General features: G+C 67.5%; 18 protein-coding genes. 16 read left to right on the top strand and 2 right to left on the bottom strand.

What is annotated here, in order from left to right:
• Positions 1-111 precede the first annotated feature (111 nt).
• The 6 genes from JOF46_RS18600 to hutI all read left to right on the top strand — a co-directional run bounded on the left by JOF46_RS18600 (position 112) and on the right by hutI (position 7,670).
• Positions 112-798 carry an IclR family transcriptional regulator gene (locus JOF46_RS18600; protein WP_209909961.1) on the top strand — a complete coding sequence of 229 codons (687 nt, stop codon included), beginning with the start codon at positions 112-114 and terminating at the stop codon, positions 796-798.
• A gap of 96 nt (positions 799-894) precedes the next feature.
• On the top strand, positions 895-2,574 hold the full coding sequence (hutU, locus tag JOF46_RS18595; protein ID WP_209909958.1) for a urocanate hydratase: 1,680 nt from the start codon (positions 895-897) through the stop codon (positions 2,572-2,574).
• Positions 2,575-2,609: 35 nt separating this feature from the next.
• Positions 2,610-3,953 carry a YjiH family protein gene (locus JOF46_RS18590; protein WP_209909955.1) on the top strand — a complete coding sequence of 448 codons (1,344 nt, stop codon included), beginning with the start codon at positions 2,610-2,612 and terminating at the stop codon, positions 3,951-3,953.
• 11 nt (positions 3,954-3,964) lie between these two features.
• Entirely contained in the window at positions 3,965-5,242 is a 1,278-nt protein-coding gene (locus JOF46_RS18585; protein WP_342592502.1) for an allantoate amidohydrolase, read from the top strand.
• Complete coding sequence (locus tag JOF46_RS18580) at positions 5,239-6,468, top strand: formimidoylglutamate deiminase (protein ID WP_209909952.1); 1,230 nt, start codon at positions 5,239-5,241, stop codon at positions 6,466-6,468. The genes JOF46_RS18585 and JOF46_RS18580 overlap by 4 nt, the downstream gene beginning before the upstream one ends.
• Positions 6,465-7,670, top strand: coding sequence for an imidazolonepropionase (gene hutI / locus JOF46_RS18575; protein ID WP_209909949.1), 1,206 nt, complete (start codon positions 6,465-6,467; stop codon positions 7,668-7,670). The genes JOF46_RS18580 and hutI overlap by 4 nt, the downstream gene beginning before the upstream one ends.
• Positions 7,671-7,796: 126 nt before the next feature.
• Here the strand turns inward: hutI and JOF46_RS18570 are convergent, their stop codons facing one another.
• Positions 7,797-9,017 carry a glycosyltransferase gene (locus tag JOF46_RS18570; protein ID WP_209909946.1) on the bottom strand — a complete coding sequence of 407 codons (1,221 nt, stop codon included), beginning with the start codon at positions 9,015-9,017 and terminating at the stop codon, positions 7,797-7,799.
• Positions 9,018-9,122: 105 nt separating this feature from the next.
• Between JOF46_RS18570 and JOF46_RS18565 the strand changes: the two genes are divergently transcribed.
• The 10 genes from JOF46_RS18565 (at position 9,123) to JOF46_RS18520 (ending at position 19,135) form a co-directional block, all read left to right on the top strand.
• Positions 9,123-9,815: a TetR/AcrR family transcriptional regulator gene (locus tag JOF46_RS18565; RefSeq protein ID WP_209909943.1), complete on the top strand. Its 693-nt coding sequence runs from the start codon at positions 9,123-9,125 to the stop codon at positions 9,813-9,815.
• 398 nt (positions 9,816-10,213) lie between these two features.
• Positions 10,214-10,711 carry a thiol peroxidase gene (tpx, locus tag JOF46_RS18560; RefSeq protein WP_209909940.1) on the top strand — a complete coding sequence of 166 codons (498 nt, stop codon included), beginning with the start codon at positions 10,214-10,216 and terminating at the stop codon, positions 10,709-10,711.
• A 395-nt stretch (positions 10,712-11,106) separates the two neighbouring features.
• Positions 11,107-11,985: an SIS domain-containing protein gene (locus JOF46_RS18555; RefSeq protein ID WP_425355086.1), complete on the top strand. Its 879-nt coding sequence runs from the start codon at positions 11,107-11,109 to the stop codon at positions 11,983-11,985.
• 26 nt (positions 11,986-12,011) lie between these two features.
• Positions 12,012-12,941 (top strand): ROK family protein, encoded by a 930-nt coding sequence (locus tag JOF46_RS18550; protein WP_209909934.1) that lies wholly within the window; start codon positions 12,012-12,014, stop codon positions 12,939-12,941.
• Positions 12,938-13,873 (top strand): 1-phosphofructokinase family hexose kinase, encoded by a 936-nt coding sequence (locus tag JOF46_RS18545; RefSeq protein WP_209909931.1) that lies wholly within the window; start codon positions 12,938-12,940, stop codon positions 13,871-13,873. The genes JOF46_RS18550 and JOF46_RS18545 overlap by 4 nt, the downstream gene beginning before the upstream one ends.
• Positions 13,874-13,908: 35 nt before the next feature.
• Complete coding sequence (locus JOF46_RS18540; RefSeq protein WP_209909927.1) at positions 13,909-14,751, top strand: class II fructose-bisphosphate aldolase; 843 nt, start codon at positions 13,909-13,911, stop codon at positions 14,749-14,751.
• A 262-nt stretch (positions 14,752-15,013) separates the two neighbouring features.
• Positions 15,014-16,279 carry an extracellular solute-binding protein gene (locus JOF46_RS18535; protein ID WP_209909925.1) on the top strand — a complete coding sequence of 422 codons (1,266 nt, stop codon included), beginning with the start codon at positions 15,014-15,016 and terminating at the stop codon, positions 16,277-16,279.
• A 113-nt stretch (positions 16,280-16,392) separates the two neighbouring features.
• On the top strand, positions 16,393-17,316 hold the full coding sequence (locus JOF46_RS18530; RefSeq protein ID WP_209909922.1) for a carbohydrate ABC transporter permease: 924 nt from the start codon (positions 16,393-16,395) through the stop codon (positions 17,314-17,316).
• Between the two features lie 4 nt (positions 17,317-17,320).
• Positions 17,321-18,178 carry a carbohydrate ABC transporter permease gene (locus tag JOF46_RS18525; protein WP_209909919.1) on the top strand — a complete coding sequence of 286 codons (858 nt, stop codon included), beginning with the start codon at positions 17,321-17,323 and terminating at the stop codon, positions 18,176-18,178.
• Between the two features lie 153 nt (positions 18,179-18,331).
• A complete protein-coding gene (locus tag JOF46_RS18520) occupies positions 18,332-19,135 on the top strand; it encodes a DeoR/GlpR family DNA-binding transcription regulator (protein ID WP_209909917.1) in 804 nt (267 codons plus the stop codon).
• On the opposite strand, the gene JOF46_RS18515 is transcribed toward JOF46_RS18520, so the two are convergent.
• Positions 19,132-19,971 carry a phosphotransferase family protein gene (locus tag JOF46_RS18515; protein WP_209909914.1) on the bottom strand — a complete coding sequence of 280 codons (840 nt, stop codon included), beginning with the start codon at positions 19,969-19,971 and terminating at the stop codon, positions 19,132-19,134. The two genes, JOF46_RS18520 and JOF46_RS18515, sit on opposite strands and share 4 nt — an antisense overlap.
• Between the last annotated feature and the right edge of the window lies 1 nt (position 19,972).

Below are 19,972 nucleotides of genomic sequence, written 5' to 3'. Positions count from 1 at the left end.
GCATCACTGGCTTTGGGGCAAGCCCCCGGACGTTTGAATTTTGTCCAGGGGTGCCAGATGGCCTCTCAAGCCAACACTTTCAAGCAAGAACCACCCAGATGGAGGATAACCGTGGCGGAACCGTCTACACGCACCGTGGAGCGGGCACTGCAGTTGCTGGGCGCCGTCTGCGATGCCGGGGCGGTAACGCTGGCTGAGGTTGCCAGGGGCACCGAGCTCTCCGCGTCCACCGCACTGCGCCTGCTGCGCACCCTGGAAAACAGCGGCTTCGTTCGCAAGGACGAGGTGGGCGAGTATCGGCCGGGACTGCGCCTGGTCCAGCTTGGCGCCCAGGCGCTGAGCCACGAATCGCTGATCCACCTGGCCGCCCCGGCCCTGCAGCGCCTGGTCGATGCGACGGGTGAATCAGCCTACCTTTCGGTGCGCGGCCACCACGGCACCGGTAGCGATCACGCCGTGTACCTGGCCATCGCCGAGGGCACCCACTCGGTGCGCCACGCCTCCTGGGTGGGCCGCAGCGTGCCGTTGAAGGGCTCCAGCCTGGGCCTCGTCTTCGCCGGAAAAACCCCGGAATCCGGCTATGCGGTCTCCGACAAGGGAGTTGAAGCCGATGTGACCGCCATCGCCGCTCCGCTGCGGCAATTCGGGGCAACCGGAGCTGCAGAGCTGGACGGGCCGGTGGCCGCGATATCCGTGGTCGCACCCAGCTACCGGATGAATCCGGCGGAGATCGAGCGCATCGGACAACTGGTCGCCGCCGAGGCCCGGGCTCTCCTGGGTGCCGCCGTCGGCAGCTGAACCCGGGGCGAATCCGGCAGCACAACCACCAACCGCCCATAAGAATTTCCTCAAACAACACCACATTTCAGTATCACCGGCAAGGAGAACAAACCCATGAGCTTCACCCGACATGATCCCTCCCGCGTCATCCGCGCCCCCCGCGGCACCAAGCTGACGGCCAAGAGCTGGCAGACCGAGGCCCCGCTGCGCATGCTGATGAACAACCTCGACCCGGAGGTCGCCGAGCGCCCCGAGGATCTGGTCGTCTACGGCGGCACCGGACGCGCGGCCCGCTCCTGGGAAGCCTACGACGCAATTATCAAGACCCTGACCGATTTGGAAGAGGATGAGACCCTGCTGGTCCAGTCCGGCAAGCCTGTCGGCGTGTTCCGCACCAACAAGTGGGCCCCGCGCGTGCTGATCGCCAACTCCAACCTGGTCGGCGACTGGGCCACCTGGCCCGAGTTCCGCAAGCTCGAGGCCGAGGGCCTGATGATGTACGGCCAAATGACCGCCGGGTCCTGGATCTACATCGGCACCCAGGGCATCCTGCAGGGCACCTACGAGACCTTCGCCGCCATCGGCGCCAAGCGCTTCAACGGCACCCTGGCCAACACCCTGACCCTGACCGGCGGCTGCGGCGGCATGGGCGGCGCCCAGCCGCTGGCCGTCACCCTCAACGGCGGTGCCTGCCTGATCGTGGATGTTTCCGAGGACCGCCTGCGCCGCCGCCTGGGCAAGCGCTACCTCGACGACGTCGAGCTGGACCTGGATGCGGCCATCGCCAAGGTCACCGCCGCGAAGAACGAGGGCCGCGGGCTGTCCGTCGGCTATGTCGGCAACGCCGCCGAGGTCTTCCCGGAATTGCTGCGCCGCCAGAAGGCCGGCGAAGTGGCCATCGACATCGTCACCGACCAGACCTCCGCACACGACCCGCTTTCCTACCTGCCGGTCGAGTACACCCTGGAGCAGTGGGATGCCGAGGCACAGGCCGATCCGGAGGGCTTCACCAAGAAGGCCCAGGTCTCCATGGCCCGCCACGTTGAGGCGATGGTCGGTTTCCAGGACATCGGGGCCGAGGTCTTCGACTACGGAAACTCCATCCGCGACGAGGCACGCCAGGGCGGCTACGACCGTGCCTTCGAATTCCCGGGCTTCGTCCCGGCCTACATCCGCCCGCTCTTCTGCGAGGGCCTGGGACCGTTCCGCTGGGTGGCACTCTCCGGCGACCCGGAGGACATCCGCGTCACCGACGAGGCACTGAAGGAACTCTTCCCGGAAAACGAGCACCTGCACCGCTGGCTCGATGCCGCGGCCGAGCACGTCGAATTCGAGGGCCTGCCGGCCCGCATCTGCTGGCTGGGCTACGGCGAACGCCAGAAGGCCGGCCTGCTGTTCAACCAGCTGGTGGCCGAGGGCAAGGTCTCCGCGCCGATCGTCATCGGCCGCGACCACCTGGACTCCGGCTCCGTTGCCTCCCCCTACCGCGAGACCGAATCCATGAAGGACGGCTCGGACGCCATTGCCGACTGGCCGCTGCTCAACGCCCTGACCGCCACCGCCTCCGGTGCCACCTGGGTCTCGATCCACCACGGCGGCGGCGTCGGCATCGGCCGTTCCATCCACGCCGGACAGGTTTCGCTGGCCGATGGCACCGAGCTGGCCGCGGCCAAGCTCGAGGCGCTGCTGACCAACGACCCGGGCATGGGCGTGATCCGCCACGTGGATGCCGGCTACGAGCGCGCCATCGAGGTCGCCCGCGACCGCGGCGTGCGCATCCCGATGGCGCAATAGACCCCTGACAACCCACTCGAAATAGGACAACTCCCATGTCTGGAACGAACAACACCGAGCTCGATGTCCAACGCACCTCCGCGCAGCCGCGAGGCAAATGGCGATTCTTCGTCTACAGCCTCATCGGCGTCTTCATGTTTTTCATACCGATCAACATTGGCGGCAAGGAGACGATCCCGCTTGACCACCTGGTCGGCTGGATCATCGCCGGGCTCGGGGAGTCCGTGCGCTTTGTGGCGCTGGGGCTGATCATCGCCGGCACCATCTACCCCTTCGCCTCCGGACGCTGGCGCGAGTCGGGTGTCAAGAAGGTGTTCGCATTCTTGAACATCATCGGCCTGGTGGTCGGCACCATGCTGGTGTTCAAGGCGGGCCCGGCACTGTTGTTCGAACCGGACCTGGGGCCCTTCCTCTTCAACAAGCTCGTGGTTCCCGTGGGCATGATCGTTCCGGTCGGGGCCATCTTCCTGGCCCTGCTGGTGGGATACGGGTTGATGGAGTTCGTCGGCGTGCTGGTCCAGCGGGTCATGCGGCCGATCTGGCGCACCCCGGGACGATCGGCCGTCGACGCCGTCGCCTCCTTCGTGGGCAGCTACTCGCTGGGCCTGCTGATCACCGACCGGATGTACCAGTCCGGGCGCTACACCGCCCGGGAGTCGGCGATCATCGCCACGGGCTTCTCCACCGTCTCGGTCACGTTCATGGTGATCGTGGCCAAGACGCTGGACATCATGCACCTGTGGCTGCCGTACTTCTTCCTCTCCTTCGGCGTCACCTTCCTGGTCACGGCCATTTGCGTGCGGATCCCCCCGCTCAGCCGCATCAAGGACGAGTACTACCCGGAAGCCGTCGCCTCCCCGGAGGAGACGGTCACCACCCGCCGCCTGGCCACCGCGTGGAACGAGGCCATGGAAATGCTCGATTCCGCACCCTCCCTGGGACGCAATATCTGGGTCAACTTCCGCGACGGGCTGCTGATGGCCATGGCCATCCTGCCCTCGATCCTCTCGGTGGGGCTGATCGGGCTGCTGCTGGCCCGCTTCACCCCGATCTTCGACTGGCTCGGCTACATCTTCCTCCCGTTCACCTGGGTCGTGGGCCTGCCCGATCCGCTGCTGGCCGCCAAGGCCTCCGCAGTGGGCATCGCCGAGATGTTCCTGCCGGCCACCGTGGTCGCCGGGCACGAATCCGAGTACCTGCGCCTGGTCATCGGCGTGGTCTGCGTCTCGGCCATCATCTTCTTCTCCGCCGTGGTGCCCTGCATCCTGGCGACCCGGATACCGTTGAAGGTCTGGCACCTGGTCGTCATCTGGGCCCAACGCGTGGCCCTGACCATCCTCCTCGCCAGCCCGATTGCCTTCCTGATGGTCGGCAGATAGGAAATACGAACGTGCACACCCAAACCGTCAACTCCCTGCTGGGGGCCATCGAAGACATCGGCCGCGACGCCAAGCGCGGCGGCTATTCGCGTCCCGTGTATTCGGCCGCCGAAAACACGCTGCGCGAATGGTTCATCGCCGAGGCCACAGCCCGGTCCCTGGAGGTCTCCACCGATGCCAACGGCATCATCTGGGCCTGGTGGGATATGCCCGGGTCGGCCAGGGACGAGGCCTCGCGCCGCGGCGCCCTGGTCACCGGGTCCCACCTGGACTCGGTGCCCGGCGGCGGCGCGTTCGACGGCCCGCTGGGCGTGGCCAGTGCGCTGGCCGCCTACGACGAGCTGGCCGCACGGGAGACCGCCGGCTCGCTGGTGCGCAACCGCGCCCTGGCCCTGACGGTGTTCCCCGAGGAGGAGGGCTCGCGCTTCGGCGTGGCCTGCCTGGGCTCGCGCCTGCTCACCGGCGCCATCGACCCGGTGCGCGCGCTGAACCTGCGCGATGAAGCCGGCAACACCTTCGCCGACGTCGCGGCCGCCCACGGACTGGACCCGGCGCGCATGGGCCGCGACGACGCGGCATTGGCCCGGATCGGGGACTTCATCGAACTGCACGTGGAGCAGGGCAAGGGCCTGAACTCCGAGGAGCACACCGATGCCGCCGGGCGCGGCCCGGCCATCGCGGTGGGCGACTCCATCCTGGGCCACGGCCGTTGGCGCCTGTCCTTCTCCGGCCAGGGCAACCACGCCGGCACCACGCTCATGGCCGACCGCTCCGACCCGATGATCGCCGCGGCGCAGACCATCGTGGCGGTGCGCCAGATCGCCGCCGCGCAGGACAACGCCCGGGCCACCGTGGGCCGGCTCGAGCCGGTGCCCGGGGGCACCAACGTCATCGCCTCCCGCGTGGACGTGTGGCTGGATGTGCGCCACCCGGACGATGCGATCACCGCGATGCTGGTGGAAAAGATCCACGGGCAGGCGCAGAAGCTCGCCGCCTTCGAGGGCTGCAGCGTGCTGCTGACCGAGGAATCCTTCTCCAACACCGTGCACTTCGACGCCGGGCTGACCCGCTCGCTGTCCAACTCGGTGCGCCGCCTGGTGCCCGACGCCCCGCTGCTGCCCACCGGCGCCGGCCACGACGCCGGGGTGCTCGCCGCTTTGGTGCCCTCGGGCATGCTCTATGTGCGCAACCCCTCCGGCATCAGCCACTCGCCGGAGGAATACGTCGAGGACGACGACGCCGCCGCCGGCGTGCTGGCGCTGGCCGACGCCTTGGAGGACCTGCTGTGAGCCGGTCCACCACCCGGGTTCCGGCCCCGGTCAACGCTCACTCGCACGCCTTCCACCGGATCCTGCGCGGGCGCACCCACCAGGGAGCGGACGGCGGGGCCGGGAACTTCTGGACCTGGCGCGAGCAGATGTACGAGGCCGCGGCCGGACTGGACCCTGCCGGATACCAGCAGCTGGCCACCGCCGTGTTCGCCGAGATGGTGGTTTCCGGGTGGAGCGCCGTGGGCGAATTCCATTACCTGCACCACGACGTGGACGGCGCCCGCTATGCGGGGGAACATGAGCACGGGATGGAGCTTGCGCTGGCCCGTGCGGCGAAGGCCGCGGGGATCCGCCTGGTGCTGCTGGACACCTGCTACCTGCAGGGCGGGTTGGATGCCTCAGGCACCGTGCTGGAACTCAACGAAACCCAACGGCGTTTCTCCGACGGCGATGTCGCCGGCTGGCTGGAACGCCACGGATCGCTGGCCGCGGCGCTGGCCGACGTCGACGCGGGGGAGGGGCTGGTGTCCCTGGGTGCGGCCATCCACTCGGTGCGTGCCGTCCCGCCCACGGCCCTGGAACAGATCGCCGCCGGACTGGATCCGGCACTGCCGCTGCATGTGCACCTGAGCGAGCAGCCGGCGGAGAACGAATCCTGCCAGGCGGCCTATGGGCTGAGCCCCACCGGGCTGCTGGAACGCTCCGGCCTGCTGGCGCAACGGCTTTCCGCGGTGCATGCCACGCACCTGTCCGAGGCGGACATCGCCGCGCTCGGTGCGGCGCGCGCGGGCATCGTGATGTGCCCGAGCACCGAGGCGGATTTGGGCGACGGCATCGGCCCGGCCCGTGAACTGGCCGACGCCGGGGCGGTCATCGCCCTGGGCAGCGACCAGCACGCGGTGCTGGACCCCTACCTGGAGCAGCGCGCCCTGGAACACGGCGAGCGGCTGCGCAGCGGTCAGCGCGGGCGCTTCTCGCCGGCGGAGATCTCCGCAGCGGCCCGGGCCGGGGGCCTGCGCTCGCTGGGCCTGGCGGAGAACGACGACCACCTGGAAGTGCGCACCGACAGCCTGCGGACCTCCGGATCGCGCGCCGTCCAACTCCCGCTCACCGCCACCGCCGCGGATGTGGTCGAGGTCCACATCAACGGCCAACTGGTGGCCCGCAACGGCATCCACACCAGGCTGGGCGACCCGGCCGACCTCTATCAAGCCTTCTTCGAGAGATACCCGGAGTTTTCATGACCACCACCTTGATCACCAACCTGTCCGAGGCCTTCACCTCCGATGCCGCCGCCACGCTTGTCACCGACGCGGCGATCCTCATCGACGGGGAGAAGATCGCCTGGATCGGGAAGGCAGTCGACGCCCCGGAGGCCGACACCGTCATCGACGCCGGATACCGGGCGGCGCTGCCGGGCTGGGTCGACTCGCACAGCCACCTGGTCTTCGCCGGGGACCGCAGCCGCGAATTCGTCGCCCGCATGGCCGGGCAGGACTACGCCGCCGGCGGCATCGCCGTGACCACCGCGGCCACGCGGGCGGCCAGCGACTACGACCTCACCCGGCTGGTCATGGGCCGGGCCGCCGAGGCCCTGGCCGGGGGAACCACCTACCTCGAGACCAAGACCGGCTACGGGCTGTCCGTGGAGGAGGAAACGCGGCACGCCCGCATCGCCTCCACCGTGGTGGACCAGGTAACGTTCCTGGGCGCCCACCTGGTGCCCGCGGGGATGGACGCGCAGGAATACACGGACCTGGTCTGCGGCGAAATGCTCGAGCGGGTCCGCCCCTACGTCCAGTTTGCCGACGTCTTCTGCGAACGCGGGGCCTTCAACGAGGCCCAGTCCCGCCAGGTGCTCACCGCGGCGCGGGACGCCGGGCTGGGTCTGCGCGTGCACGGGAACCAGCTGGGCCCCGGTCCCGGAACCCGGCTGGCCGTGGAGTTTGGCGCTTCCAGCGTGGACCACGTGAATTATCTGGACGAGCAGGACGTGGCGGCGCTGGCCGGCTCCTGGCAGGGCTGGGATCCGGCCACCCGCAGCGGTGTCGCCGGGACGGTGGCGACCTGCCTGCCGGCCTGTGACCTTTCCACCCGGCAGCCGTTGGCCCCGGGGCGGGAACTGATCGATGCGGGCGTGCAGATCGCGCTGGCCTCGAACTGCAACCCGGGCACCTCCTACACCTCCTCTATGTCTTTCTGCGTGGCCACGGCCGTGCTGCAGATGAAGCTAAGCATCGAGGAAGCGGTCATCGCCGCGACCTACGGCGGGGCGCTCGCCCTGGGCGTGCAGGATAAGATCGGCACCCTGGTAGTGGGCAAGCGCGCGGACATCCAGTTGCTCAACGCACCCTCGGTGGCGCACCTGGCCTACCGGCCGGGGATGAACCTTTCGGGCCCGGTGTTCCGGGCAGGGAAGCTGGTCGCGGGCAAACTCCCGGGATAGGTGCGCATTGTCGGGGGAACCCCCGTATTTGGTCGCCGACAGGGCGGAGGATCACCAACAGTATCCTTGGTCGTGGTTGGAACAGGTGCCGACGGAATCCAGCGGCGCGGTCGCTTTCCGCATGGACTACATCCGCCGAGCGGCATCGTGAAGCGCGGAAACCACCGGAGCAGTTCCGTCTTCCGTGGCGAGCGCCGCGGCGACTTGGCGTGCCTTGGCGGCATAGGCCGGCGTTGTGGTGGCCTGCTTGATGGCGGTGGCCAGCCGTTCGGTGGTGAGGTGTTTGTAGGGGACCGGTTGGGGGCCCGCACCGAGGGACGTGATCCGGGCGGCCCAGAATGGCTGGTCGGTGTAGATCGGGACGCTGACGGTTGGGACCCCGGCGCGCAACCCGGCCGCAGTGGTCCCCGCTCCGGCGTGGTGGACCACCGCCGCCATCTGCGGGAACAGCCATTCGTGGGGAACGGCTCCAATGCCAAGAACATCGGGACCGGTGATGCCTTCCGCACCCTGCAACACCGCTCGGACGCCGGCGCGGCGAATCGTGTCGAGCATGAATTCGGCGTCCATGGCCTCGCTGCTGCCAAAACCGATGAAGACCGGGGGCGGTCCGTCGGCGAGGAATTCGAGCAGCTCGGTGGACGGGCGCCAAGCCGGATCGGTTTCCGGCCACCAGTAGCCGGTCACCACTAGTCCTGATCGCCAGTCCAACGGTGCTGGAAACACGGTGGGACTGAATCCGTGGAGTACGGGACGGTTGGTTTTTCGGCGGAGCCGTTCGCTGCCGGCCCGTGATTTTTTCGCCAGCCCGAGGGCCTGGCGGATGCGTGCGCTCGGGAGGTCGTAGGGCGCCCTGCCGGCGGACACCAGGGAGCCAAGCAGCTTGTTTCCGACCGGGCCCAGGCTGCGGGCGGTCCCCAGTGCCACGGGCGGGTAGGCGGAGCTGGGTTCGATCGGCTGCAGGTGTGCGCCAATGGCGGGGATGCCCAGGGCCTCGGCTACGTCGTAGGCATAGGGCGCGACCGAATTGGCCAGTATCACGTCGGCACCGCGCTCTGCCGCGGCCGCCGTACCTGTCGCGGCCAGCTCCATGTATTCACCGAGTTCGCGCATGTACCGGAACAGGTCCGTTGCCGACGCCCTTTTTCCGGGGGCCGCAGGATTGACCAGGCTGCCCATGTCTCCGGGCAGTTCGCGATGCTCGCACCCGACCGCGGTGATCAACGGGGCATGGGCGGCGTTGGCCGCGATTGCGACGTCGAACCCGGCGGACTGGAGCCTGCTGCCTAGTCCTGCCATCGGGGCGACATCGCCCCGGGTGCCGGGGGTAACCATGAGTACGCGCATGGGGGATCCTCATTCCTATTGATTGCGAACGGTGTTCGCAATCAAGGATATAGTGAAATGGTTGCAGGACCCAACGCCGGTGACCGAAGGAAAGGCGGACCAAGAATGACTGCTCGCGACCCCATTGATATTTGGCGAAGGCCGGAGCGTTCCGGCGTCGGGCCGAAACCGCAACACTCCCGTGGGCAGATTGCCGCCGCGGCGATCGACATCGCCGACCGGGACGGATTGGCGGCGGTGTCTATACGGCGAGTGGCCCGGGACATGGGGACCGGCCCTGCGTCCCTCTACAGGTACCTGCGATCCCACGACGAGCTCATCGAACTCATGGTCGACACCGTGAGCGGTGAATACGACCTTGGTCCTTCCGGCGAAACACCGAGGGACCAACTGCTTGCCCTGGCCCGGCAAGGCCGGAGCATCATGCACCGGCACCCGTGGCTGGCCGCGCTGCTGCCGACCAGGCCGTCAATGGGACCCGGTGCCCTCCGCTACCTGGAACGCGCCCTGTCCGCCATGGAGTCGACTGACATGCCAGGCACCTCCAAACTTCAGACCGTGGCCATGTTGACGGCGCTAACCTCCGCTTTCGTGCAAAATGAGCTGTCCCAGCCCGGAACTTCCGGGTCGGACAACGGTGCAGCGAACGATCGACTGGAGTATCTCTCAGAGGCGGTTCGGTCAGGCAATTACCCGAGGCTCGCCGGCGCGCTCGCTGGAGGGCACGAACCCGAGGCGCCGGATGACATGTTCGCTGGCATCATCGTTGACTACCTGGCTGGGGCGGGCCTTCGATAGTCCCGAAACCGCCCGGGATCAGTGACGTGCAAGCTCGCCCGGCGGCCGGAGTATGTTGGCGGTGTTCCGAGCCGATGCCTTGGCGGTGGGCAAGGACTCGGGGTCGGCAGTTCGGGAAGCAGGCCTGCCGGAAACGCATGAGTTGTGCATGACTCGCGAATGAAGGTCTCGAGGGATCGTTCTTGGGGTGTGAAGATCATCCCGTGGGGACATGGGCCGAATCGGCCAGAGATTGGGTGCGCCGGGAAGCGGGAATCATCCTTGAACGCCTGATCGCCGTTCTGCAACCTGCGACTGGAGCTTCCCCGCCGAAGCGGATATTACGCTCCTGACGTGATGTCGGACGCCGCCAGCGAATTTTTTAGTGATGCCGGTCGCGCTCGTGATAAACAAGGAGCATGGCTATTACTGCACTCAAAGGTACCCCTGTCCAAACCGTTGGCGAACTGCCCGCCGTAGGCGCAACCGCTCCCGACTTCGCTTTCACCGGCGCCGACCTCGGCGAGGTAAACAGCGGCGAGCTTCGCGGCAAACGCGTCGTGCTCAACGTCTTCCCGTCGATCGACACCGGCGTCTGCGCCTCCTCGGTCCGCAAGTTCAACGAACTGGCCGCCGGCCTGGAGAACACCGCCGTGGTGTGTGCTTCGGCCGACCTGCCGTTCGCCCTGGGCCGCTTCTGCGGTGCCGAAGGCATCGAAAACGTTGTTCCGGCGTCGAGCTTCCGCTCCGACTTCGGTGCAGAATTCGGCCTGACCCAGGCCGACGGACCGCTGCGCGGCCTGCTGGCCCGCGCCGTTGTGGTCCTCGACGAGAACGGCGTGGTCCTGCACCACGAGGTGGTTCCGGAAATCACCACCGAGCCGAACTACGACGCAGCAATCGCCGCGCTGTCCTAAGCATCCTTACTTCGGCTTGGCTGCCTCGCAGCCGGGCCGCAGCCTGGGGGTGGGCCCCGGCACCCGGAATCTCTTCAGATTCTTGGTGCCGGGGCTTCACTGTTTAAGGCGGTCGGGCATTTTGCGGATAACCAGTCGGGCCCTCGATCGGGTCCGGGACCAGGGGAAGCAGGGGCCCTCTGGGATGTGCAAGATCCATGGGCCGCTGGCTCGGGTAAAGCCGCTGCATGGCCCAAATTAAGATGCACCATTGAAGATTTTTTGTGATCGGTAGACAAGTCAAACGATCATAAGCAATCATAGTAGGGAAGAACTTGCCATTCCCGGGCACATTCGTGGGCCCCGGGTCACAGAAGGAGACAGCCTTGAGCGACATCAGCCAGCTTGGCCACCACATGGACATCGAACTCACCTCGCAGCCCCAGATGTGGGAACGCGCCATCGCCCAGTCCAAGACCGAGTCCCTGCTTCCCGCGGACGGCCTGCGCGTAGCGGTTGTCGGTTGCGGAACCTCCTGGTTCATGGCCCAGGCCTACGCCGCCGCCCGCGAATCCGCAGGCAAGGGCGTCACCGACGCATTCGCCGCCTCCGAGGCCTTCATCGCCACGCGCGGCTACGACGTGCTGGTGGCCATCACCCGCTCGGGCACCACCTCCGAGGTCCTGGAACTGCTGGGCCAACTTGACGGTTCGATCCGGACCGTCGCGGTCATCGGAGACACCACCTCCCCGATCGTCTCCAAGGTCGATGCCGTGGTCGAGCTGCCCTACGCCGACGAGGAGTCGGTCGTGCAGACCCGCTTTGCCACCACCGCTCTGGCCTACCTGCTGACCAGCGTCGGGTTCGACTTGACCGCGGCCGTGGCCGATGCCCGCACCGCAGTCACCGCCGAAACCCCGAAGGAACTGATCGATGCCGAGCAGTTCACCTTCCTGGGCCGCGGCTGGACCATCGGCCTGGCCCACGAGGCGGCGCTGAAGATGCGCGAGGCCGTGCAGGGCTGGACCGAGTCCTACCCGGCCATGGACTACCGCCACGGCCCGATCTCCATCGCCGCACCGAACCGCGTGACCTGGATGCTGGGCGAAGAACCCGAGGGACTGGCCGGGGACATGGTGCGCACCGGCGCCCTGTACATCAACAACGACGTGCATCCCCTGGCCGAGCTGGCGCGCATCCACCGCGTCACCCTGGACCGTGCCCGCGCCCGCGGCATGAACCCGGATACCCCGCGCAACCTCTCGCGCTCGGTCATCCTGTCCGAAGACGCCTAGGGATCCGATCGGGAGTGCCGCACACCATGAATCCTCCATACCTGCTCTTTGACGTGGGAGGCACCGACATCAAATCGGCGCTGTCCGACGAAGCGGGAAACCTGTTGGGCATCCGCCGGGTCCCCACCCGGCGCGGCACTCCCGATCCGGCGGCCTCGCTGATCGACCAGCTCCACGGCCTGGGAAGCGACCTGATGGCCCAATCGCCCCTTCTCGTTCCGCAGGCCGTGGGCCTGCTGGTCTGTGGAATCGTCGACGAGGACGCGGGGCTCGGGGTCTTCTCCGCAAACCTCGGCTGGCGCGATGCGCCGTTGCGGGAGATGGCCTCCAAGGCCTTCGCCCTGCCGGTGGGCTTCGGCCATGACGTGTCAACGGCCGGGGCGGCAGAGCTGCGCTTCGGTGCCGGCGCCGCCCTGGGCACCAAGGTGCGCAACGCGGTGGTGCTGGTGATCGGCACCGGGATCGCCGCTGCCCTCTTCGTTGACGGACACGCGGTCTCGGCCGGCGGCTACGCCGGGGAACTGGGCCACGCCGCGGTTCCCGTCGGGTTCGACTGCCCGTGCGGCGCCCACGGTTGCCTCGAAACCATCGGCTCGGCCGGTGCCATCGCCAAGCGCTACACCCAGGCCAGCGGCCGGAGCGTCGACGGCGCCCGCGAGGTGCTCGAGGCCATGGAGACCGGTGACCCCGTGGCGGCCCGGATTTGGAACGAGGCCGTGGAGGCCATCGCCTTCTCCATCGCCCAGCTGTGCTCCTCGATCGCACCCGAGGCAGTGATCATCGGCGGCGGGCTGGCCCAGGCCGGCGAGGCCCTGCTGGAACCGCTGCGCCGCTCGCTGCGCAACAAGCTCTCCTACCACCGCGAACCGCTGATCGTCCCGGCCCGGCTGGGCCAGGACGCAGGCCTGCGCGGCGCGTACCTGAAGGCAGCCGAAGCCAGGGAAGTGCACCCGTGATCCTGACCCTCACCCCGAACCCCGCCGTGGATGAAACCTACGGCCTCCAGGCGCTGGATGTCGGCGGTTCCAACCGCGTCGATGCCCCGCACCGCCGGGCCGGCGGCAAGGGCCTGAATGTGGCCCGGGTGCTGCACTCCCAGGGCTTGCCCGTCATCGCGCTGGCCCCGGTGGGTGGCGCCAACGGGCGGGTGTTCGCCAAGGAGCTCGAGGCCGCCGGCGTAGCCCACTCGCTGGTCCACGTCGCCCCCGAAACCCGGCGCAGCATGGCCGTGGTCGAACACGGCACCGGGCGCACCACGGTCCTGAACGAACGCGGCGGCGCCCTGGACGGGCACGAATGGGACTCCCTGCGCGCACAGGTCATTGCCCTGCTGGACCAGGGCGCCACCGTGCTGGCCGCCTCCGGCTCGCTGCCCGAGGGCGCGGATGAGGACTTCTATCCGTGGTGCGTGCGCGAGGCCGCACGCCGGGGAATCCCCAGCATCATCGACACCTCCGGCCCCGCGCTGCTGGCCGCCGCGCGCGCCGGTGCCACGGTGCTCAAGCCCAACCACCACGAGCTGGCCGAGATCACCGGCACCGATTCGCTCCAGGCCGGTGCCGCGACCCTGTTGGCCGCCGGCGCCAAGCACGTCTATGCCAGCGCCGGGGAAGAGGGCCTCTTCCACTTCGGGGCCGACGCCCCGGCACACTGGAACGGCGCCCGGCTGCGCGAACCGCTGGTGGGCAATCCCACCGGGGCCGGGGACGCGGTGGTCGCGGCCATCGCGGCGGGCCTGCACCTGGGGGCGGACCACGCGACGGCGATCCTGCCGCGGGCCGCGGCCTGGTCGGCCTCCGCGGTGCTCATGCCCACGGCCGGGGAACTGCACGCTTCCCACCCCGAACTGGCCACGACCCTGGTGCTTTCCTCCTCCATGGCGCCCTAGGGCGCACCCACCCTCCTTGAAAGGACGCACCCAACGTGCCCCTGGTCAACACCGCTGAAATCATGAACGCCGCGCGCGCCGCCAACATCGGCCAGGGCGCCTTCAACGTCATCCACCTGGAAAGCGCCGAGGCGCTCATCCGCGGCGCCGAGCTCGCCCAAACCCCGGTGATCCTGCAGATCTCCGAAAACTGCGTGGGCTACCACGGCTCCCTGGAGCCCGTTGCCCTGGCATCCTTGGCCGCCGCCCGCCATGCGAGCGTCCCGGTCGCCGTTCACCTTGACCACGCCGAATCCGAGGACCTGGCCAAGGCCGCGGTCGATTTGGGCTTTGGATCGATCATGTTCGACGGCGCGCACCTGGACTACGAGCAGAACGTCGCGGCCACCCGGCGGGTGGCCGAGTATGCCCACGCGGCAGGCGTCTACGTCGAGGCCGAGCTGGGGAAGGTCGGCGGCAAGGACGGAGCCCACGCACCGGGGGTGCGCACCGACCCCGACGAGGCCCGCGCGTTTGTCCAGGCCACCGGAGTCGACGCCCTGGCCGTGGCCGTGGGTTCCTCCCACGCCATGCTGGACCGCTCAGCCGCCCTGGACATCGAGCTGATCGCCCGCATCCGGGCTGCCCTGGGCGTTCCGCTGGTGCTTCACGGCTCCTCGGGCGTCAGCGACGAGAACATCGTGGCCGCGATCGCGGCGGGCATGACCAAGATCAACGTCTCCACGCACCTGAACGGCTTCTTCACACGGGCCATCCGCGAATACCTCGAGGAGAACCCGAGCGTCGTGGATTCGCGCAAGTACCTGTCCCGTGGCCGCGAGGCCATGGCGGGGGAGAGCGCCCGCTTGCTGCGCCTCTTTGCCGGGGAATCGAACTAGTCCGACCCCGCTTGCCGGCCCCCTTTCGGGCGTCGGGGGAGTCCGGCGAGCCCGAAAACGAGGGCGGTTCGGGGCAAAACCATGATCCGTGCGAAATGTATCTGCTTTGTGACCCAATCGGCTTGACCCGTGTCCGTCGTCACACCATAATCAAGAGTGCATGTACTTTATTGATCGTTCTGATCGTAAATAAAGCACATAACATCATTCTTGTCGTTGTGAAATGTCAAACGATCACAACGACCACATGGAACGAGGATCAATGAAAAAGCGCAATCTCCGAGGAGTGGTCGTTGCCGGTGCTGCCGCCGCCGCACTGCTGCTGACCTCTTGCGGCTTTGGCGGGGGAAACACCGGCGGAAACGACGATGCCGGCTCACCCGGCGCCGTCACCACCCTGGACATGATGGTCCCGAGCTACTCCGACGGCACCAAGGCCCTCTGGGAAAAGGTCATCAAGGACTTCGAGGCAGCCAACACGGACGTCAAGGTCAACCTTGAAATGCAGTCGTGGGAAAACATCGAAGGCGTGCTCAAGACCAAGATCCAGGGCAACAAGGCACCGGACATCTACAACGGCGGAGCCTTCGCCGAGTTCGCCGCCGAGGGCCTGCTCGCACCGGCCACCGACATTGCCTCCGAGGCAACAGTGGCCGACTTCCAGCCGTCCTTCGCGGAGAACGAGAAGGTCGACGGCACCCAGTACGGCCTGCCGCTGATCGCCTCGGCCCGCGCCCTGTTCTACAACAAGACCCTGATGGAAGAGGCGGGTGTCACCGAGGTCCCCAAGACCTGGGACGAGCTGCACGACGCGGCCAAGGCCATCAGCGACAAGACCAAGTCTGACGGCTACGGCATGCCGCTGGGCAACGAAGAGGCCCAGGGCGAATCGCTGATCTGGTTCGCCGGCAACGGCGGGAACTTCGGCGACGCCACCAACATCGCCGTCGACACCCCGGCCAACGTCGAGGCCGCCGAGTTCATGCAGAAGATGGTCAAGGACGGCGTCACCCAGAAGGATCCGGGCGCCACCCAGCGCACCCCGATGCTCAACACCTTCATCCAGGGCAAGCTCGGCTTCGCCTACGGCCTGCCGCAGACCGTGGGACAGATCAAGACCGAGAACCCGAAGCTTGAATATGGCATCGCACCGGTTGCCACCAAGTCCGGCGAGCCGGCAACCCTGGGCGTTGCAGACCGCCTGATGTCCTTCAAGAACGATGGTTCCAAGGCCGGCGCGGTCAAGAAGTTCATGGACTACTTCTTCTCCGCCGATGTCTACTCCGAATGGGTCTCCACCGAGGGCTTCCTGCCGACCACCAAGTCGGGATCGGAAAAGATGGCCGGCGACGAAACCCTCAAGCCGTTCCTGGACATGCTGCCCAACGCGGTGTTCTACCCGACCACCAACCCGGCCTGGAACGCCACCGACGGTGCCTTCAAGTCGCTGATGGGCCAGATCGCCACCGGCAAGTCCGCCCCGGATGTCCTGAAGGAAATCCAGGCCAAGGCCGACGCGGCCAAGTAGCCGCACCGGCCTTGCCGCCCAACCACGCAACGGGGCCCACCTGAACCAACGGGTGGGCCCCGTCGCATGGCCGGGCAACAGAATTTTCACCCCCGTTACGCAGGAGAACCCCCATGAGCGTCGCCACCGCACCGAAGCGCACCGCCAAGCGCGCATCCGCCCGGGAAGGGGGATCGTTCCTTGCCGCGTTGCCGTGGATCGGCCCTGCTCTCTTGCTGATCCTGGCGATCGTGGTGTTCCCGGCCGGGTACATGATCTACAACTCCACCCGGAAGATCTCGCAGGTCGGCACCGACCTCAAGGGCGTGGGCCTGGACAACTTCGCCAAGGTCTTTGCCGACCCCGCGCTGCCGCGCATCCTGCTGAACACCGTGGTCTGGGTCGTGGTCGTGGTGGCGTTCACGGTGCTGATCTCCCTGGCCCTGGCCCAGTTCCTGAACAAGCCCTTCCCCGGCCGGACCCTGATCCGCATGGCAGTCATCGTCCCCTGGGCCGCCTCGGTCGTCATGACCACCACCGTGTTCTACTACGCGGCGGACCCCAACTACGGGATCTTCAACAAGTTCCTCACCGACATCGGCATCCTGGACGAGGGCTTCGGCTTCACCAAGAACGCGGTCCCGGCCATGGCCGTGGCCATCGTGGTGGCCATCTTCGTCTCCATCCCGTTCACCACCTACACGATCCTCGCCGGGCTGCAGGCCATCCCCAACGAGACCCTGGAAGCCGCCCGCATGGACGGCGCCAACCGCTGGGGAACCTACCTCTTCGTGATCCTGCCGCAGCTGCGCGGGGCCCTGGCCGTCGCGGTGCTGATCAACATCATCAACGTCTTCAACAACCTGCCGATCCTGAAGATCATCACCGGGGCCATCCCCGGCTACAGCGCCGACACGCTGATGACCTACATCTTCAAGGTCCTGCAATTCGACCGCCGGCTGGACATCTCCTCCGCGCTCTCGGTGGTCAACTTCGCGATCGTGCTGGTCATCGTCGCGATCTACGTCAAGACCGTCAAGCCCATGAAGGAGGTCTAGGAAAATGTCGTTCCTGGTTACCGAAGACCGCGCCTCCCAAAAGACCGTCATCTGGCGCATGGTCGCCGGACTCGGCGTCGCCGCCCTGTTCCTGGTCCCGTACGCGGTCATGCTCATCGGCTCGCTCAAGACCCGCTCCGAGATCCTTTCGATCCCGCCCAGCTACATGCCCCGCGAGGGCGCCCAGTGGTCCAACTACCTGACCATGTGGGACACCCCCGAAACACCGGTGGCCTACAACCTCATCTCCACCATCGTGATTTCGCTCTGCGCCACCTTGCTGGTGCTGCTGGTGGCCACCCCGGCGGCCTACTACACCGCGCGCTTCAAGTTCCCGGGCAAGATGGTCTTCATGTTCCTGGTGATCGTCACCCAGATGCTGCAGCCGGCGGTGCTGACCGCGGGCCTGTTCAAGCAGATGCTCGCGATGAACCTGTACGACACCTGGCTGGCCATGATCCTGATCAATGCGGCCTTCAACCTGGCCTTCGCGGTGTGGATCATGCACTCCTTCTTCGCCTCGGTGCCCAAGGAGGTCGACGAGGCGGCCCAGATCGACGGGGCCGGAAAGCTGCGGGTGCTGTTCAAGATCAACCTGCCGCTGGTCTGGCCCGGCATCGTCACCGCGGTGATCTTCACCTTCGTCTCCTGCTGGAACGAATTCGCCGCCTCGCTGGTGATCCTCTCCACCGCGGAAAACCAGCCGCTGTCGGTGGCGCTGACCAAGTTCGTCGGCCAGTACTCCACGGCCTGGCAGTACGTCTTCGGCGTCTCGATCGTGGCCATCATCCCGGTGATCGTGCTGTTCATGCTCATTGAGAAGCGGCTGATCGGCGGACTGTCCGCCGGAGCTGTAAAGTAGGTTTCCGTGCCCGCGTCCCGGGCCGCCAACTCGTTGGCGACATGGCCTTGCACCGCCCCGGCGGAGCCGGGCCGCGGGCAACCGAAGGCCCGGGTGCCGCAAGGGGGCCGGAGCCGGCCCAAACCAGCCACATGAAGACAGAGGGGTGCAAGGGTGAAACGCGAAGAACGCCTCAACACCATCCTCGAACTGCTATCGCGGTTCGGGAAGATCGAGGTCGAGGAGATCGTGCGCAGGCTCGAGGTCTCCCCGGCCACCGCACGCCGGGACCTTGACTCGCTGGCTGCCTCCTCGCTGCTCTCGCGCACCCACGGGGGAGCGGTGTCCAACACCGTGGCCTACGACCTGCCGGTGCGCTACCAAAAGGAAGACGCCGCGGTGCAGAAGCACGCCATCGCGGTGCTCGCCGCCTCCCTGGTCACCCGGGACATGGTGGTGGGCCTGTCCGGGGGCACCACCTCGAGTGCCATCGCCACGCAGCTGGGGATGCGCCGCGACCTGGTCGACGACTCCGGGCGCACCACCTTCACCGTGGTGACCAATGCCGTGAACATCGCCTCGATGCTGGCGGTCCGCACGCACGTGAAGGTCATGGTCACCGGGGGAGTGCTCAACCCCAGGTCCTACGAGCTGGTCGGCCCCTTTGCCGAGCAGACCCTGGAGAAGGTCACCCTCGACGTGGCCTTCGTGGGCATCAACGGGTTGGAAGCGCACATCGGTCCGACGGTCTCGGACGAGTTCGAGGCCTCCATCAACGACCTGATGATCCGCCGGGCACGGCGCAGCTACCTGGTCTGCGACTCCTCGAAGATCGGGCACAGCGCCTTCGCCACCCTGACCCGCTCGACCTTCAGCGCCCTGATCACCGATGACGGGATCACCGAGGAGCAGAAGCGCGGACTGGTGGAGGCGGGCATCCCGGTCATCGTCGCCGACCCGGGGGCCGGCGTCCTCTAGCCGGCGGCGGCCGCGGCGGCCAGCAGCCGCGGCCCGACCTTTTCCACCAGCGGGGCCAAGTCCCGACCCGGATTCAGCGACGCGTCGTACACGCTTTCCAGGGCCATGGCGCCCAGCCATATGCGGGCACGCCAGGACTCCTGCGGGTTCGGGGCGATGGCATCGATGACATCCGCGCCGTGCCACATGGACAGGTATGCGGTGTTCAGCGCCGGATCCCAGGCCGAGGCCAGGTCCCAGTCGATGATTCCGCGCAGCGTGCCTCCGCTCCAGCGCATGTTGTGCCCCGCCAAATCGCCGTGGACCAGCGAGACGGGTGCCGACGCAAAGGCCTTGATGGCCTCCAACACCAGGGCCGCGGCCCCCGCCAAATCCGCCGGCAGTGCCGCCAGTGTCGCGTCGGCCTTCGCCCCTGTCCAAGGTCCCCGGAAGGAAAATGGCGGTGCCAGCAGGTGCGCGATCGGCCGCGGGTCCACGGCGGCAAGTTCCTCCAACACCGCGCGCAGCGCCGCCGGATCCCCGGTGTGCGGAGGATGCGCGGCGCCCGGGACATAGCGCTGGATGACGGCGGAGAACCCCTCGCCGTGCCACACCTCGCTCAATGCGGTGGGCAGCAGGAAACTGAACCGGCCCGAGAGCGCCTCGACGAGGTCCACGGACCGTTGCATGTCCCGGGCTGCGCCGGGGGTGCGGCTCATGCGCATCACCGCCTCGCCGGGGGCCACCAGCACCAGGTGGAACTGCCCGCCCTCATCGACATGCCCTTTCTTCCAATCCGGACCCGGGAAAAGGGCGTCGGCCAGCCGAAGTTCACGGGGCAGGGCTTCTCTACTCATC

The sequence above is a fragment of the Paeniglutamicibacter psychrophenolicus genome (assembly GCF_017876575.1).
Classification (GTDB): domain Bacteria; phylum Actinomycetota; class Actinomycetes; order Actinomycetales; family Micrococcaceae; genus Paeniglutamicibacter; species Paeniglutamicibacter psychrophenolicus.
This window is presented reverse-complemented; position numbering and strand designations above follow the sequence as displayed.

Coding starts and splice junctions, on each gene's coding strand:
- hutU (WP_209909958.1), top strand. CDS start 895: ATGAGCTTCACCCGACATGATCCCTCCCGCGTCATCCGCGCCCCCCGC.
- JOF46_RS18590 (WP_209909955.1), top strand. CDS start 2,610: ATGTCTGGAACGAACAACACCGAGCTCGATGTCCAACGCACCTCCGCG.
- hutI (WP_209909949.1), top strand. CDS start 6,465: ATGACCACCACCTTGATCACCAACCTGTCCGAGGCCTTCACCTCCGAT.
- JOF46_RS18570 (WP_209909946.1), bottom strand. CDS start 9,017: ATGCGCGTACTCATGGTTACCCCCGGCACCCGGGGCGATGTCGCCCCG.
- JOF46_RS18565 (WP_209909943.1), top strand. CDS start 9,123: ATGACTGCTCGCGACCCCATTGATATTTGGCGAAGGCCGGAGCGTTCC.
- tpx (WP_209909940.1), top strand. CDS start 10,214: ATGGCTATTACTGCACTCAAAGGTACCCCTGTCCAAACCGTTGGCGAA.
- JOF46_RS18555 (WP_425355086.1), top strand. CDS start 11,107: ATGGACATCGAACTCACCTCGCAGCCCCAGATGTGGGAACGCGCCATC.
- JOF46_RS18550 (WP_209909934.1), top strand. CDS start 12,012: ATGAATCCTCCATACCTGCTCTTTGACGTGGGAGGCACCGACATCAAA.
- JOF46_RS18535 (WP_209909925.1), top strand. CDS start 15,014: ATGAAAAAGCGCAATCTCCGAGGAGTGGTCGTTGCCGGTGCTGCCGCC.
- JOF46_RS18530 (WP_209909922.1), top strand. CDS start 16,393: ATGAGCGTCGCCACCGCACCGAAGCGCACCGCCAAGCGCGCATCCGCC.
- JOF46_RS18525 (WP_209909919.1), top strand. CDS start 17,321: ATGTCGTTCCTGGTTACCGAAGACCGCGCCTCCCAAAAGACCGTCATC.
- JOF46_RS18515 (WP_209909914.1), bottom strand. CDS start 19,971: ATGAGTAGAGAAGCCCTGCCCCGTGAACTTCGGCTGGCCGACGCCCTT.